This is a genomic window from Streptomyces sp. CB02400 (genome assembly GCF_001905725.1).
GTDB classification, from domain to species: Bacteria; Actinomycetota; Actinomycetes; order Streptomycetales; family Streptomycetaceae; genus Streptomyces; species Streptomyces atrovirens.
Genome location: NZ_LIWB01000017.1, coordinates 87,035 through 102,078, shown reverse-complemented (window position 1 = coordinate 102,078; position 15,044 = coordinate 87,035). Strand labels below are relative to the sequence as shown.

At 72.0% G+C, this 15,044-nt stretch carries 12 protein-coding genes and 1 pseudogene; 4 read left to right on the top strand and 9 right to left on the bottom strand.

Going from position 1 to position 15,044, the window contains the following annotated elements:
- Positions 1–21 precede the first annotated feature (21 nt).
- The 3 genes and pseudogenes from AMK33_RS31405 to AMK33_RS31395 all read left to right on the top strand — a co-directional run.
- Positions 22–1,305 (top strand): glucarate dehydratase family protein, encoded by a 1,284-nt coding sequence (locus tag AMK33_RS31405; protein WP_073936399.1) that lies wholly within the window; start codon positions 22–24, stop codon positions 1,303–1,305.
- 7 nt (positions 1,306–1,312) lie between these two features.
- On the top strand, positions 1,313–2,296 hold the full coding sequence (locus AMK33_RS31400) for a 2-hydroxyacid dehydrogenase (protein WP_073936398.1): 984 nt from the start codon (positions 1,313–1,315) through the stop codon (positions 2,294–2,296).
- Positions 2,297–2,338: 42 nt separating this feature from the next.
- Positions 2,339–3,253: pseudogene (locus AMK33_RS31395) on the top strand (5-dehydro-4-deoxyglucarate dehydratase); the annotation flags it as partial.
- 48 nt (positions 3,254–3,301) lie between these two features.
- On the opposite strand, the gene AMK33_RS31390 reads toward AMK33_RS31395, so the two are convergent.
- The 4 genes from AMK33_RS31390 to AMK33_RS31375 all read right to left on the bottom strand — a co-directional run bounded on the left by AMK33_RS31390 (position 3,302) and on the right by AMK33_RS31375 (position 7,147).
- Complete coding sequence (locus AMK33_RS31390) at positions 3,302–3,841, bottom strand: hypothetical protein (RefSeq protein ID WP_073936396.1); 540 nt, start codon at positions 3,839–3,841, stop codon at positions 3,302–3,304.
- 35 nt (positions 3,842–3,876) lie between these two features.
- The gene (locus AMK33_RS31385) at positions 3,877–4,437 is read right to left on the bottom strand and encodes a GNAT family N-acetyltransferase (RefSeq protein ID WP_073936395.1); all 561 of its coding nucleotides are present in this window, start codon (positions 4,435–4,437) and stop codon (positions 3,877–3,879) included.
- On the bottom strand, positions 4,415–6,661 hold the full coding sequence (locus AMK33_RS31380) for an MMPL family transporter (protein ID WP_073936394.1): 2,247 nt from the start codon (positions 6,659–6,661) through the stop codon (positions 4,415–4,417). Before AMK33_RS31380 ends, AMK33_RS31385 begins: the two co-directional genes overlap by 23 nt.
- A 162-nt stretch (positions 6,662–6,823) precedes the next feature.
- Positions 6,824–7,147 (bottom strand): hypothetical protein, encoded by a 324-nt coding sequence (locus AMK33_RS31375; protein WP_073936393.1) that lies wholly within the window; start codon positions 7,145–7,147, stop codon positions 6,824–6,826.
- A 187-nt stretch (positions 7,148–7,334) separates the two neighbouring features.
- On the opposite strand from AMK33_RS31375, the gene AMK33_RS31370 reads away from it, so the two are divergent.
- A complete protein-coding gene (locus tag AMK33_RS31370) occupies positions 7,335–8,138 on the top strand; it encodes an SAM-dependent methyltransferase (RefSeq protein ID WP_073936392.1) in 804 nt (267 codons plus the stop codon).
- 66 nt (positions 8,139–8,204) lie between these two features.
- On the opposite strand, the gene gatB is transcribed toward AMK33_RS31370, so the two are convergent.
- The 5 genes from gatB to AMK33_RS31345 all read right to left on the bottom strand — a co-directional run bounded on the left by gatB (position 8,205) and on the right by AMK33_RS31345 (position 14,898).
- Positions 8,205–9,719 carry an Asp-tRNA(Asn)/Glu-tRNA(Gln) amidotransferase subunit GatB gene (gene gatB, locus AMK33_RS31365; protein WP_073936391.1) on the bottom strand — a complete coding sequence of 505 codons (1,515 nt, stop codon included), beginning with the start codon at positions 9,717–9,719 and terminating at the stop codon, positions 8,205–8,207.
- A 15-nt stretch (positions 9,720–9,734) separates the two neighbouring features.
- Positions 9,735–9,974 (bottom strand): hypothetical protein, encoded by a 240-nt coding sequence (locus AMK33_RS31360; protein ID WP_030216519.1) that lies wholly within the window; start codon positions 9,972–9,974, stop codon positions 9,735–9,737.
- On the bottom strand, positions 9,971–11,467 hold the full coding sequence (gene gatA, locus AMK33_RS31355) for an Asp-tRNA(Asn)/Glu-tRNA(Gln) amidotransferase subunit GatA (RefSeq protein ID WP_073936390.1): 1,497 nt from the start codon (positions 11,465–11,467) through the stop codon (positions 9,971–9,973). Before gatA ends, AMK33_RS31360 begins: the two co-directional genes overlap by 4 nt.
- 6 nt (positions 11,468–11,473) lie before the next feature.
- Positions 11,474–11,770: an Asp-tRNA(Asn)/Glu-tRNA(Gln) amidotransferase subunit GatC gene (gene gatC / locus AMK33_RS31350; RefSeq protein WP_006130840.1), complete on the bottom strand. Its 297-nt coding sequence runs from the start codon at positions 11,768–11,770 to the stop codon at positions 11,474–11,476.
- A gap of 842 nt (positions 11,771–12,612) precedes the next feature.
- On the bottom strand, positions 12,613–14,898 hold the full coding sequence (locus AMK33_RS31345) for a putative bifunctional diguanylate cyclase/phosphodiesterase (protein ID WP_073936389.1): 2,286 nt from the start codon (positions 14,896–14,898) through the stop codon (positions 12,613–12,615).
- Positions 14,899–15,044: the final 146 nt, after the last annotated feature.

The window sequence follows — 15,044 nt, the reverse complement described above, 5'->3', positions numbered from 1 at the left end:
GAACGCCGACTACATATGAGGATGGCATCCATGGTTCGGACCTCAGAGCGGATCGCCGGCGTCACCGTGACCCCCGTGGCCTTCCGGGACCACCCCTTGCTGAACACGGTCGGAGTGCACGAGCCCTACGCCCTGCGCACCATCGTGGAGATCACCACCGAGTCCGGTGTCAGCGGCGTCGGTGAGACCTACGGCGGCACGGTGCACCTGGAGCGGCTGCGCCGCGCCGCCGACGAACTGGCCGGCATGGACGTGTGGAGCCTCAACGAGCTGATCGCCCGCACCACCCGCGCGCTGGGCGCCGACACCGCGGGCGGCGACGGCATGTCCGGCATGGTCACGGGCAGCAGCACCGTGGACCGGGTCATGTCCCCGTTCGACGTCGCCTGCCTGGACATCCAGGGCAAGCTCGTGGGCCGCCCGGTCAGCGACCTGCTGGGCGGAGCGGTCCGCGACTCGGTCCCCTACAGCGCGTACCTCTTCTACAAATGGGCCGGCCACCCGGGCCAGGAGGACGACGACTGGGGCCCCGCCCTCGACCCGGCGGGGCTGGTCGAACAGGCCCGCCGCATGATCGGCACGTACGGCTTCACCTCGATCAAGCTCAAGGGCGGCGTCTTCCCGCCCGACGAGGAGATCGCGGCGGTCAGGGCGCTGCGCAAGGCGTTCCCGGAGCTGCCGCTGCGGCTCGACCCCAACGCGGCATGGAGTACGGAAACGTCCCTGCACGTCGCCCGGGAGCTGGACGGCGTCCTGCAGTACCTGGAGGACCCGACCGAGGGCATCGACGGCATGGCCGCCGTGGCCCGCGAGACGCCCACGCCGCTGGCGACCAACATGTGCGTGGTCTCCTTCGACGACCTCGCCCCGGCGGTGGCGAAGGGAGCCGTCGGCATCGTCCTGTCCGACCACCACTTCTGGGGCGGCCTCCGGCGCTGCGGACAGCTCGCCGCGATCTGCGGGACCTTCGGACTCGGCCTGTCGATGCACTCCAACTCGCACCTCGGCATCAGCCTCGCCGCGATGACCCACCTGGCCGCCGCGACACCCCGGCTGACCTACGCCTGTGACACGCACTGGCCCTGGAAGCGGCCCGACGAGGACGTCGTCGACCCCACGCCGCTGCGGTTCAGCGAGGGCCGGCTAGCCGTGCCGACGGCTCCCGGACTCGGCGTGGAACTGGACCGGGACGCCCTGGCCCGGCTGCACCGGCAGTACCTCGACTGCGGACTGCGCGACCGCGACGACACCGGCTACATGCGCCGCTTCGAACCGTCCTTCTCCACCAAGACCCCCAGGTGGTGAGCGACTGATGCGCATCATGCTCGACCACCGCATCCTGAGCCGCTTCCACGACCGGCTCAAGGCGTCCACGCAGGGCGAGCACGACTGGCTGGAGGCCTTCGACCGGGACGCCGCACGGCTCTCCGAGGCCGTCGCCGACATCGACGTCTACGTCGGCTCGAAGCTGAGCCCCGAGGACGCCCGGCGCGCGCGGCGGCTGCGGCTGGTCCACGTCGTCGGCGCCGGCTACGACGGCATCCCGCTGGACGCGCTCCACCCGGGGGTCACGGTCGCCACCACCCACCACCACGGCCGCTCCATCGCCGAGCACGTGCTGATGTCGGTCCTGATGCTCTCCCGCGACGTCCTGGGCGCCGACCGCGCGCTGCGCGCCGGGCGGTGGCGCAACGTGGCGGTCGACCCCGGACTGCCCTTCGGGACCACGCTGCACGGCCGCCGGGTCGGCATCATCGGCTTCGGCGAGACCGGCACCGAGGTCGCCCGGCTGTGCCAGGCGGTCGGCCTGCGGGTCCGTGCCGTACGACGCGACCCCTCGGCGCCGTTCCCCGCGGACCTGCGGCCCGACTGGGTCGGCGGCGACGACCGGCTGCCGGAACTCCTCGCCGACTCCGACGTCGTGGTGGTCACCGTCCCGCTGGGTCCCGCCACCCGCGGACTGATCGGCCCCGCCGAACTGAAGGCCATGGGCCCCGACGCCCTGCTGGTCAACGTGGCGCGGGGACCGGTGGTCCAGGAGGAGGCGCTCTACGAGGCACTCGGCTCCGGCACCATCGCGGGCGCCGCGCTGGACGTGTGGTGGTCGGGCCCGCCCGACGCGCCGAGCCGGCTGCCCTTCCAGGACCTGCCGAACGTACTGATGACCCCGCACCACTCGGGCCACACGGCCGACACCTTCGCCGCTCGCGCGACCGAGATCGCCGAGAACATCGACCGGCTGGAGCGGGGGGACGCGCTCACCAACGTGGTCCGCGCTCCGTCCCCCGGCCATTGACACCGGCCGGCACTCCCGTCCCTCACCCAGAGTAGGAAACCACCCATGCTCGAAGGCGTTCTGTTCTTCCCCGTCACCCCGTTCACCGAGACCGGTGACGTCGACCTCGACGCCCTGCGCCGGCACATCGCGGCCGGGGTCGACGCCGGACCGGGCGGAGTCTTCGTCGCCTGCGGCACCGGCGAGTTCCACGCCCTGGACCACGAGGAGTACACCGCGGTCGTGCGCACCGCCGTCGAGGCGGTGGCAGGACGCGTCCCGGTGTACGCCGGGGCCGGCGGCGCCGTCGGCCAGGCCCGCAGGCTCGCGCGGGCGGCCGACCGGGCCGGTGCGGACGGTCTGTTGCTCATGCCGCCCTACCTGGTCGAGGCCCCCGGCGACGGGCTCGTCGCCTACACCCGCGAAGTGGCCGGCGAGACCGCCCTGCCGCTGATCGTCTACAACCGGGCCAACGCCCGCTTCGACGAACGCTCGGCGGCGGCGGTCGCCCAGTTGCCCACCGTCGTGGGCTTCAAGGACGGCACCGGTGACCTCGACCTCCTCGCACGGATCGTCCCCGCCGTGCGGGAGGCGCTCGACGGGACCGGCAAGGAGTTCCAGTTCTTCAACGGCATGCCCACGGCCGAGGCCAGCCAGCTCGCGTACCGGGCGCTGGGCGTGAAGCTGTACTCGTCGGCGGCCTTCGCCTTCGCGCCCGATGTCTCCCTGGCCTTCCACCGCGCGGTGGAGGAGGGCGACCAGAAGCGGATCGACGCGCTGCAGCGGACCTTCTTCCACCCCCTGGTCCGGCTGCGCAAGCGGGTTCCGGGATACGCGGTGGCGCTGGTGAAGGCCGGGGTCACCCTGGAGGGCATCGAGGCCGGACCGGTCCGCCCGCCGCTGACCCCCCTCACCCCGCCCGAGACCGAGGAGTTGGCGGCCATCATCGCCGAGGCACGCGCCGTACTCGCCTCCTGAACGCGCGTGAGGGGTCTCCGGGTGCCCGGAGACCCCTCACGGCCTGACTCAACCGGTCGCCGGCAGGCCCAGCAGTACGTCGGTGTACTTGAGGACCGCCAGCAGCAGCCCGATGACGCCGAGCGACACGCCCGCCCAGGCGACCGACTTGGTCCAGGGCGCCTGGACGGTCCGTCCCGGCGCCCCGAACGCGGGCCTCGCCAGCACCACCACGCCCACGATCAGCGCGGTCAGCGCGAACAGGCCGGCCCACAGCGCGCTGGTGTGCCAGGCGTCGCCGTACACCTCCTTGACCTGGGTGGCGACGGAGGCGTCCGCGGCCGTCTCGAGCTGACCCATGAGGGTCTCCCGCGCGGCGGCCACCGTGCCCAGCCAGCCACCGGTGAGCGAGACGAGGCCGAGGGCCGCGGAGACGACCGCGGCGGCGCCCTGTCCGACACCGGACGGGGCCCGGTCCTCGGTCTCGGGCGCGTCCTGCGCTGCTTCCGGTTCCGTCTCCGTGACGTCGACGTCGGACTCAGTGGCGTCCACCGCCGTCTCGTCGCGCTCGGTGTCGGCTCCGGTCTCGTCCACTGTGCTGGTTCCCATGCCCCGCACCGTACGGACGCTCTCTGAGAGTCCGCTTAATGATCGTTGTGCGCCGCGCGCCACTCCGGGGCCAGCACGGACCACACCTCCAGGTCGTGGCGTACCCCGTGGTGGAGGTGGGCCTCGCGGCGCACGCCGTCACGGGTCATGCCGAGCCGGCGGGCGATGTTGACGCTCGGCTCGTTGCCGGCCGCCGCGACCCATTCGACCCGGTGGATGCCGCGCTGTTCGACGGCCCAGTCGATGAGCACCCGCATCGCGCGGGTGACGAGCCCGCGCCCGGTGGCGGCGGGCTCCAGCCAGCAGCCGACCTCGCAGCTTCCGTTCTCGGCGTCGAAGTTCAGGGTGAGCACCCCGCCCACGAGCGTGCCGTCCAGCCACAGCCCGTGCAGTGAGGCCGTGTCGGCGGCACGCCAGTCGGCGTACCGCCGGAGCACCTCCCGGGCACCGGCCACGTCCGTGGCCTTGGAGCCGAAGGGGACGTACTGGTTGATGAACTCACGGCCCCGGTCCAGATGGGCCAGGAACTCCTCGGCGTGCCAGGGCTCCAGGGGGCGCAGTTCGGCTCCGTCGTCACCCAGTCGTATCGCGTACATCCCGCTGCTGCTCCTCCTCGGCCAGCACGTCCGCCACCTCGGCGTCCGTGGCGGCGGCCAGCCTCTCATGGGCGGCCCGGGCCTCGGGCGGCTCGATGCTGATGCGCGGCAGGATCCGGTCCAGCGAGCGCGGCAGCCACCAGTTGGCGCCGCCGAGGAGGTGCATGAGGGCGGGGACGAGCAGGGTGCGCAGGACGAAGGCGTCGAGGGCGACGGCCGCGGCGAGCGCGATGCCGAACATGGCTATCACCCGGTCGCCGCTGAGGACGAAGGCGAGGAAGACCGAGATCATGATCACGGCGGCGGAGTTGATCACCCGGCTGGTCTCCGCGAGGCCGACGCGGACGGCACGCCGGTTGTCGCCGGTCTCCAGCCACTCCTCGTACATCCGGCTGACCAGGAAGACCTGGTAGTCCATGGAGAGCCCGAAGAGGACCGACACCATGATCACGGGCAGGAAGGGCTCGATGGGGCCCGCGCTGCCGAGGCCGAGCAGTTCGCTGCCCCAGCCCCACTGGAAGATCGCGACGACGACACCGAAGGCGGCGGCGACGGCGGCCACGTTCATCGCGGCGGCCTTGAGCGGGATGCCGATCGAGCGGAAGGCCAGCAGGAGCAGCAGACAGCCCAGACCGATCACCACGCCCACGAACAGGGGCAGCTTCTGGACGATGACGTCGGCGAAGTCGTCGTATCCGGCCGTCACGCCGCCGACGTGCACGTCGAGCGAGGTGCCCGACTCGGCCCGCGGCAGCACGTCGTCGCGCAGCCGGTCGACCAGGTCGCTGGTCTGCTTCGACTGCGGGGACGACTCCGGTACGACGGTGAGGTACGCGGTGTCGCCGCCCGTGCCGTAGGTCGCGGGCGACACCGACGCGACGCCCTCGGTCGCGCGCAGGGTGGTGTCGAGGTTGTCCAGGGCGAGCCGGTCCCCGGCGCCGTCGACGTGGGTGACGAGGGTGAGGGGGCCGTTCACGCCGGGGCCGAAGCCGTCGGCGAGGAGGTCGTAGGCCTGGCGGGTGGTGGACGTCTTGGGGTCGTTGCCCTGGTCGGAGGTGCCCAGGTGGAGGGAGAGGGTGGGCAGCGCGAGGACGGCCATGACGACGACGGCGACCGCGCCGAGCAGCTTGGGCCGGCGCTCGACCAACGCCGACCAGCGGGCGGCGAACCCGGTCGGCAGCTCCGGCTCGGGCCCGTGCTCCGCCAGCCGGCGCCGCTCCCGGCGGCTGAGCGCGCGCATGCCGATGTACTTCAGCAGGGCGGGCAGCAGGGTGACGGAGGCGGCGACGGTCAGGACGACGGTGAGCGAGGCCGCGATGGCGACGCCGTTGAGGAAGTTCAGCCGGAGGATCAGCATGCCCAGCAGGGCGATGCAGACGGTGGCGCCCGCGAAGACGACCGCCCGTCCGGTGGTGGCGACGGCGTTGGTGGCGGCCTCGGTGACGGTGAGGCCGCGCTTCAGTCCGCGCCGGTGCCGGGTCACGATGAACAGCGCGTAGTCGATGCCGACGCCGAGCCCGATCAGCATGCCGAGCATGGGGGCGAAGTCGGCGACGGTCATGACGTGCCCGAGGAGCACGATCCCGGCGTAGGCGGTACCGACGCCGACCAGGGCGGTGGCTATGGGCAGCAGCGCGGCGGCGAGCGAGCCGAAGGCGAGGAACAGGACGACGGCGGCGACGGCCACGCCGACGATCTCGGCCGTGTGCCCGCCGGAGGACTCGCTGAGCTCGATGGCACTGCCGCTGAGCTCGACCTGGAGTCCGTCGGTCTGGGCGGCCTCGGCGGTCTCCACCACGGTGGCGGCCTCGCCCGCGTCGATGTCCTTGGACTGGTCGTCGAAGGTGACCGTGGCGTAGGCGGTGCGGCCGTCCGCGCTGACCCGGCCGGCGCCCTGGTCGTCGTAGGGGCCGCTCACGGCGGCCACGCCGGGCAGGTCCCCGATCCGGTCCAGCGTGCGGGTCATGGTCTGCTCGACGCCGGTGTCCCGGACGCTGCCGGACGGGGTGTGCCAGACCACGTTGTCGCTGTCGCCGCCGAGGTCCGGGAAGCCCTCCTTCAGCAGCTGGGTGGCCCGCCCCGACTCGGTGCCGGGCACCTTGTAGTCGTTCGAGTAGGCGGAGCCGGCGGCGAAGGCGCCCGCGGAGAACCCGCCGAGGGCGAGGAGCCAGAGCAGAACGGCGATCAGACGGCGTTGGACACACCAGCGTGCGAGGGCTGCCACGGAACGTGCTCCCGGAGTGACTGAGGTGTGGATCTTTGACCGGGAACAGCCGAACGTGGACCGAACATCCCGCAAAGAACGCATGAGAAACGCACTGACACTGTTGCAGGCATGAGTGATCGTTTGTCGGCTTCGTGTACTAATTCACATTTCCGAGGCCGCTCAGTCGAACTGGTCCCCCAGCGCCATGATCATGAGCCCCGCGACCAGCAGCCACAGCGCTCTGCGGGTCCGCCCCCGGGAGCCCAGCACCGCGGCCAGGGCGCAGACGGCGGCCCCGCAGGCGTACGCGACGGGGACGAGGGCCGGCGCGGAACCCGCGAGACGGAGCAGGGCGGCGGCCACACCCGCGAGGGCGAGTACGGCCCCGGCACCGACCGCGGCCCACCGGGCGCGCCGCACCTCCTGCGAGGCCTCGTCGCCCTGCTCGGTGTCCTCTGCCCGGACGTCCGCGGTCGAGTCATCGGAATCGGCACGTCCACTCATGGCGCGGGAGCGTAGCGCCCGCGGCCCGGAAACCCGGATGCGGGGGTGCGGGGCCGGCTGCTACCGTCCGCCGTTCCGACGTTCCGCGGCAGTCCGCCGCCGGCCGAAGCAGGTGCTTTGATGTTTGTCCGCCCGATCTCCGACGCGACCCTTTCCCCCTTCACGGCCCCAAGGAGCCCGTTCACCGATGTCGGACATCACATCGAACACCCCGCACGACGACCTCGCTAGCCGCCTCACCCTGCCCCGGTACCCCCGCAGCAGCGCCTACGACGCCCGCTGGACCATCGAGAACGGGATGGGCCCGCACGCGCTGTGGCTGCTGGAGTGGCTCGCCCCGGCCCTCGGCCTCGACACCCTGCGCCCCGGCGCACGCGTGCTCGACCTGGGCTGCGGACGCGCCATGACGTCAATCTTCCTGGCCAGGGAGTACGACGTCCAGGTCACCGCGGCCGACCTGTGGATCAGGCCGGACGACAACGCGCGCCGCATCGCGGAGGCGGGCGTGGCCGACCGGGTGTTCCCGGTCCTCGCCGAGGCGCACGACCTGCCCTTCGGGGAGGAGAGCTTCGACGCGATCGTCTCCATCGACGCGTACCAGTACTTCGGCACCGACGACCTCTACCTGCCGACGCTGACCCGGCTGCTGAAGCCCGGCGGGCGGATCGGGGTCGTCGTCCCCGCGCTGCCCGAGGAGATCGAGGGCACCGAGCCGCCGGAGCACATGAAGCCCTTCTGGGACCCCGCGTTCTGGTGCTTCCACAGCCCCGTCTGGTGGCGCCGCCACTGGACCCGCAGCGGGGCCGTGGAGGTCGAGACGGCCGACTGGCTGGAGGACGGCTGGCGGGAGTGGCTGCTCTGGTGCGACGTCGTCGCCGAGGAGAGCACGGAGGAGTTCCACGTGCGGATGAGCCGGGAGAGCGCGGAGATGCTGCGCACGGACCGGGGCCGCACGCTGGGCTTCGCACGCGTGGTGGGCCGCCGAGCCTGACCGTGTGACCGTATGCGGGAGGGGGCGCATCGAACCCGATGCGCCCCCTCTCGTGCTCTTCGACGATCAGCCCTCGTCGACGCCCAGCTTCTGAAGGATCAGCTCCTTCACGCGGGCCGCGTCGGCCTGCCCGCGCGTGGCCTTCATGACCGCGCCGACCAGGGCACCGACCGCGGCCACCTTGCCACCGCGGATCTTGTCCGCGATGCCCGGGTTGCCGGCGATGGCCTCGTCGACGGCGGTGCCCAGGGCGCCCTCGTCGGAGACGACCTTCAGACCGCGCTTGTCGACCACCTCGTCGGGAGTGCCCTCACCGGCGAGGACGCCCTCGATGACCTGGCGGGCCAGCTTGTCGTTCAGATCGCCCTTCACGACCAGCTCGGCGACCCGGGCCACCTGCTCCGGGGTGATCGCCAGCTCGTCCAGCGACTTGCCGGACTCGTTGGCACTGCGGGCCAGCTCACCCATCCACCACTTGCGGGCGGAGGCCGCGTCGGCACCGGCGTCGATCGTGGCGACGATCGGGTCCAGCGCACCGGCGTTGAGGATGGCCTGCATGTCGGTGCCGGAGATCCCCCACTCCTCGCGGAGCCGGTTACGGCGCACCAGCGGCAGCTCGGGCAGGGCGGAACGGATCTCCTCGACCCACTCGCGGGACGGGGCGACCGGCACCAGGTCGGGCTCCGGGAAGTACCGGTAGTCCTCGGCCTCCTCCTTCACGCGGCCCGAGGTCGTGGACCCCGTGTCCTCGTGGAAGTGCCGGGTCTCCTGGATGATCGTGCCGCCTGAGGAGAGCACCGCCGCGTGGCGCTGGATCTCGAACCGGGCCGCACGCTCCACGGACCGCAGCGAGTTGACGTTCTTCGTCTCGCTGCGGGTGCCGAACTTCTCGGTGCCGTTGGGGCGCAGCGACAGGTTCACGTCGCAGCGCATCTGGCCCATCTCCATGCGGGCCTCGGACACGCCGAGCGCCCGGATGAGCTCGCGCAGCTCACGGACGTACGCCCGCGCGACCTCGGGGGCGCGCTCGCCCGCTCCCTCGATCGGCTTGGTGACGATCTCGATCAGCGGGATGCCGGCGCGGTTGTAGTCCAGCAGGGAGTGGGACGCGCCGTGGATACGGCCGGTGGCACCGCCCACGTGCGTGGACTTGCCGGTGTCCTCCTCCATGTGGGCGCGCTCGATCTGGACGCGGAAGGTCTCGCCGTCCTCCAGCTGCACGTCGAGGTAGCCGTCGAAGGCGATCGGCTCGTCGTACTGGGAGGTCTGGAAGTTCTTCGGCATGTCCGGATAGAAGTAGTTCTTCCGGGCGAAGCGGCACCACTCGGCGATCTCGCAGTTCAGCGCGAGACCGATCTTGATCGCCGACTCGACGCCGGTCGCGTTGACGACCGGGAGCGCGCCGGGCATGCCGAGGCAGACGGGGCAGGTCTGGGTGTTCGGGTCGGCGCCCAGCGCCGTCGAACAGCCGCAGAACATCTTGGTCCGGGTGCCGAGTTCGACATGGACCTCGAGGCCCATGACGGGGTCGTACGACGCCAGCGCGTCCTCGTACGACACCAGGTCAGTCGTGGTGGTCACGGTGAAACTTCCCTCTCAGCCCAGCAGGACGTCGTCGTCGCCGAGGCGCTTCACCTCGCGGTAGAGGATGGCGAGGTTGGTGATGACGGCGGCGCCGGTGACGACCGCGTCGAGCAGCCGCAGCGTGTCGTTCTCGCCACGCGCCTTCTTGATCTGCTTGTACACACCGACGGCGCCGAACGCCGAGGTGGCCATGGAGACGTACAGACCGGACTTGGACTTCTTGAAGCCCTTGGCCTTGGACAGTGCGCTCACAGCGACGGTGCCTCCTCGATCAGCGGGTGGCCCCACTTTTCCACGAAGGCGGCCTCGACGGCGGCGCCGACCTTGTAGAGCCGGTCGTCCTTCATGGCGGGGGCGATGATCTGCAGACCCACCGGCAGGTTGTCCTCGGGGGCGAGGCCGCAGGGCAGCGACATGGCCGCGTTGCCCGCCAGGTTGGTGGGGATGGTGCACAGGTCGGCCAGGTACATCGCCATCGGGTCGTCGGCGCGCTCGCCGATCGGGAAGGCGGTGGTCGGGGTCGTCGGGGAGACGATCACGTCGACCTGCTCGAAGGCCCGCTCGAACTCCTGCTTGATGAGGGTGCGGACCTTCTGGGCGCTGCCGTAGTACGCGTCGTAGTAGCCGGAGCTGAGCGCGTACGTACCGAGCATGATGCGGCGCTTGACCTCGTCGCCGAAGCCGGCCTCACGGGTCAGCGAGGTGACCTCCTCGGCGGAGTGCGAACCGTCGTCGCCGGTCCGCAGGCCGTAGCGCAGGCCGTCGAAGCGGGCGAGGTTGGAGGAGCACTCGGAGGGCGCGATCAGGTAGTAGGCCGACAGCGCGAGGTCGAAGGACGGACAGTCCAGCTCGACGACCTCGGCGCCGAGCCCCTTCAGCAGCTCGACGGACTCGTCGAACCGCTGGACGACACCGGCCTGGTACCCCTCACCGCGGAACTGCTTGACGACGCCGACGCGCATGCCGGCGACGCTGCCGTTGCGGGCGGCCTCGACGACCGGCGGGACCGGGGCGTCGATGGAGGTGGAGTCCATCGGGTCGTGCCCGGCGATCACCTCGTGCAGCAGGGCGGCGTCCAGGACCGTACGGGCACAGGGACCGCCCTGGTCCAGGGAGCTGGAGAAGGCGACCATGCCGTACCGGGAGACGGCACCGTACGTCGGCTTCACACCGACGGTGCCGGTGACGGCGGCCGGCTGGCGGATGGAACCGCCGGTGTCGGTGCCGATGGCGAGCGGCGCCTGGAAGGAGGCGAGCGCGGCGGACGAACCACCACCCGACCCCCCGGGGATCCTGGTCAGGTCCCACGGATTGCCGGTCGGCCCGTAGGCGCTGTTCTCGGTGCTGGACCCCATGGCGAACTCGTCCATGTTGGTCTTGCCGAGGATGACGACGTCGGCGGCCTTCAGCCGCTTGGTGAGCGTCGCGTCGTACGGCGGGATCCAGCCCTCGAGGATCTTGGAACCGACGGTGGTCGGGATGCCCTCGGTGGTGAAGATGTCCTTGAGCGCGAGGGGAACGCCGGCCAGCGGACCGAGCTTCTCCCCCTTGGCCCGCTTCTCGTCGACGGCCCGCGCCTGCGCCAGGGCACCCTCGCGGTCGACGTGCAGGAAGGCGTGCACCTTCTCGTCGACGGCCTCGATCCGGGCCAGGTGCGCCTCGGTGACCTCTACGGCCGTGAGCTCACCGGAGGCGATCTTCTCGGCGGTCTCGGCGGCGGTGAGCTTGATGATGTGATCGCTCATGGCGGGTTACTCCTCCCCCAGGATCTGCGGCACCTTGAAACGCTGCTGCTCCTGGGCCGGGGCGCCGGAGAGCGCCTGCTCGGGGGTGAGCGAGGGACGGACCTCGTCCGCGCGCATGACGTTCGTCAGCGGGAGCGGGTGCGAGGTCGGCGGTACGTCTTGGTCGGCGACCTCGCTGACGCGGGCGACCGCGCCGATGATGTCGTCCAGCTGGCCCGCGAAGTGGTCGAGCTCTTCGGGCTTCAGCTCCAGACGCGCCAGCCGGGCGAGGTGGGCGACCTCCTCGCGCGTAATGCCAGGCATGCAGCGATCCTCTGGGGTGAGTGTGTGTGGTTTGGGGCCAATCCTATGGGGCGGCGGGCCGTGCCCGTGAAACCCTTTCCTCGGGCCTGCCCTGCCGGACGCCGTGCGGCGTTTCTCCGCGTGCGGCGGGAGGGCGGGCGACGCCCTGCGCCGGCGCGGACCGGGGGCTCTGCAGCCCGGCACCTTACGAGGTACCTCGCGTCAGTGCGGGCAGGGGCGGCTTCACAGCCCGGTGCCTTGCGAGATGCCTCGCGTCAGTGCGGGCAGGGGGTGTTCGCGCAGCCCGGCGCTTACGGGGTGCGCCGCGTTGGTGTGGGCCGGGGGTGGGGTTGCGCAGCCCGGCGCTTGCGGGGTGCCTCCCCCACTCTCGGCTTCTCCCCCACTCTCGGCTTCGCTCGAGCGGGAGGTACCCCCATGAGCGGGAGGTACCCCCACCGCCCACCCGTGCCGCCCCTGGGGGTACCTCCCAGGCCCTTAAGGCACTGGGGGAGGCACGACTGCCCGCGGAGGACGGGGAGCGGTAGCGGCTGCTCGCGGGAATGGCGGAGGGCAGGCGCGTACGGTGCGGCGCGTGGATCGCGGTGGGCGGAGACCGGACGCCTACGGCGGGAAGGGGACGGGGCGGGGGTGGCCGCCCGCAGTGGCTGGCGCGTCCGCACCCCGCACCCCTCCGAGGAACCCCATCGCGCCAGTCCGAGGACGGACACCCCCGACCCGGCCCCGACCCACCCACCGACCGCAGGCGCTACCCCAGCCCCCACCGAGCCGAAAGCTGCGCCGCAGGCATCCACCCACCGGACCGAACGCCGCACCGCAGGCACAAGACCCACGCCCGGCGCGAGCTACTCCTCGGCCGTGGTCGTCGCGGCCGGGAGCGCCGCGGCCGGGCGCTGCCAGCCGCGGGAGCCGCGGGCGAGGAGCCAGGCCGTGGTCTCGTCCGGCGGCATCGCCGCGGCGACCAGCCAGCCCTGCACCGCGTCACAGCGGAGATCACGCAACCGCTCCCACGTCTCGTCGTCCTCCACCCCCTCCGCGACGACGAGCAGCCCCAGCGAATGCGCCAGGTCGACCGTGCAGCGCACGATCTCCGCGTCCTCCGCGTCCACGGCCAGCCGAGCCACGAACGACCGGTCGATCTTCAGCTCACTCACCGGCAGCCGCCGCAGATGCACCAACGACGAGTACCCCGTACCGAAGTCGTCCAGCGACATCTTCACCCCGTGCCCGGTCAACGCGTTCAACGTGTCGGCCGCACGCTGCGGATCCTCCAGCAGCACATGCTCGGTGATCTCCAACTGCAGCGCCCCCGCCGGCACCCCGTGCCGAGCCAGCCGCGCCGCCACGGAGCCCGCGAAGCCCGGCGAGTGCACATCGCGCGGAGACACATTCACGGCGACCGGCACGAACAACCCCTGGGCCCGCCACCGCGCGACCTGCCCCAGCGCGGTCTCCAGCACGTACTCGGTGAGGTGCGGCATCAGCCCGGACGACTCGGCGATCGCTATGAACTCGTCCGGCGGCACCTTCCCCCGCTCCGGATGCACCCACCGCACCAGCGCCTCGAGCCCCGCGACCTGCCCGTCGAAGCGCACCTTCGGCTGGTAGTGGAGCTCGACCTCCCGGGCGTCCAGCGCCCGCCGCAGATCCCCCAGCAGCCCCAGCCGGTCAGGGGTGTTGGAGTCCCGCTTGGACTCGTACGCCTCGACCCCCGTACGGTCCCGCTTGGCCTGATACATCGCCACGTCCGCCCGCCGCAACAGCCCCTCCGCGTCGTCGGCGTGGTCGGGAAAGACGGCGACCCCCGCGCTCGCCTCCAGGACGAGGGTGAGCCCGTCGAGGTCGAGCGGGGAGCTGAGGGCGGCGACGAGGGAGCGGGCGACGCGGGTGGCGGCCGTCGTGGAGTCGGCGACGGGGAGTAAGACGGCGAACTCGTCACCGCCGAGCCGCGCGGCCTCCGCCCCGCGCGGCAGGGCGAGTCTGAGCCGGTCGGCTATCTGCAGCAGCAGCCGGTCACCGGCGAGATGCCCGAGCGTGTCGTTGACCGACCGGAACCGGTCCAGGTCGATCAGCATCAGAGCGGCGCGCGCATCGATCCGCTCCGCGTCGTCCAGCGCGGTCCAGATGCGTTCCAGCAGCCACTGCCGGTTCGGCAGTCCGGTCAACGGGTCGCGGAGCTGCTCCTCGGCCCGCGCGCGGGCTATCCACAGCGTGGAGTCGAGGGCGATCAGCGGAATGGAGAACAGGGGCAGCAGCACCGGTTTGGCATCGGCGACCACACACACCAGCGGCGCTATACCGAGCAGGGCGACAGCGACAAGGCCCTGCCGGACCAGCGCGGTACGGGCCACGGTGGGCAGCCCCGCGCGGGGGGTGTGCAGGTACCACAGCAGACCGCGGGTGACCGTGAGATAGACCGCGGCGACCAGCACCACCCCCGGGGCGGTGTACAGCGTCCAGGTGTCCGGGGTCGACGGCGACTCGACGGACGGCACGCAGCCGAACGCGGCCAGCACCAGCGCACCGGCGCCGATGCCGAGCAGGTCCACCGCACCGTGCAGCACGCCCTGCCGCCAGCGGCCCCGCCGGGCTATGCCGACCAGCACGACGACGGTGAGGCTGACCATTCCGGCCGAGACCCAGCCGTACGACAGCAGCACCGCGAGAGTGAGGGCGGCGCCGGAACCCGTACCGCCCCACCACCGGGAACGGCCCAGCATCACCAGATGGCCGACGATGATTCCGGTCAGCACCGCCAGCGACCAGCCGACGGTGCCGGACGGGAAGAGCGCGTGCCCTCCGGTGAACGCCCGCAGGAAGCCCGCGCCCAGTACGAAGCCGGCCGCGGCGACGACCGCCGTGGGCAACGCGGGCCAGGACGGGTGCCGTTCCTCGTCCGCCTCGGACAGCTCGGCCAGCCCGGGACCGTGCCCGGCGACCGGCTGCCCGACACCGCGCGTGTCCGCACCGCGCGTCTCCGCACCGCGCGCGTCCGCGGTACGCGCCCCGGTGCGCCCCTTTGCGCCCGGCCGCCCCGCGGGCCGCCCGTCCTCACGGCCGCGCAGCCATGCGACCGCCATGCGGCGCAGGCGCAGCCGTGAGCCCGGGGCGGCGCTCTCGGTCGGTTCCATTCCCGTCCCTCTCCCAGCCGGCGGTGCCCACGCCACGCGGCCCGATGCCCGACGACCCTCAGCGGCTCCGCGGTGGAAAGCCCTTACCCCGGACCCCTCACGAGTACGGGGTTGCTCCGACCGCAGCTGGGCACGGCAGGCGCACA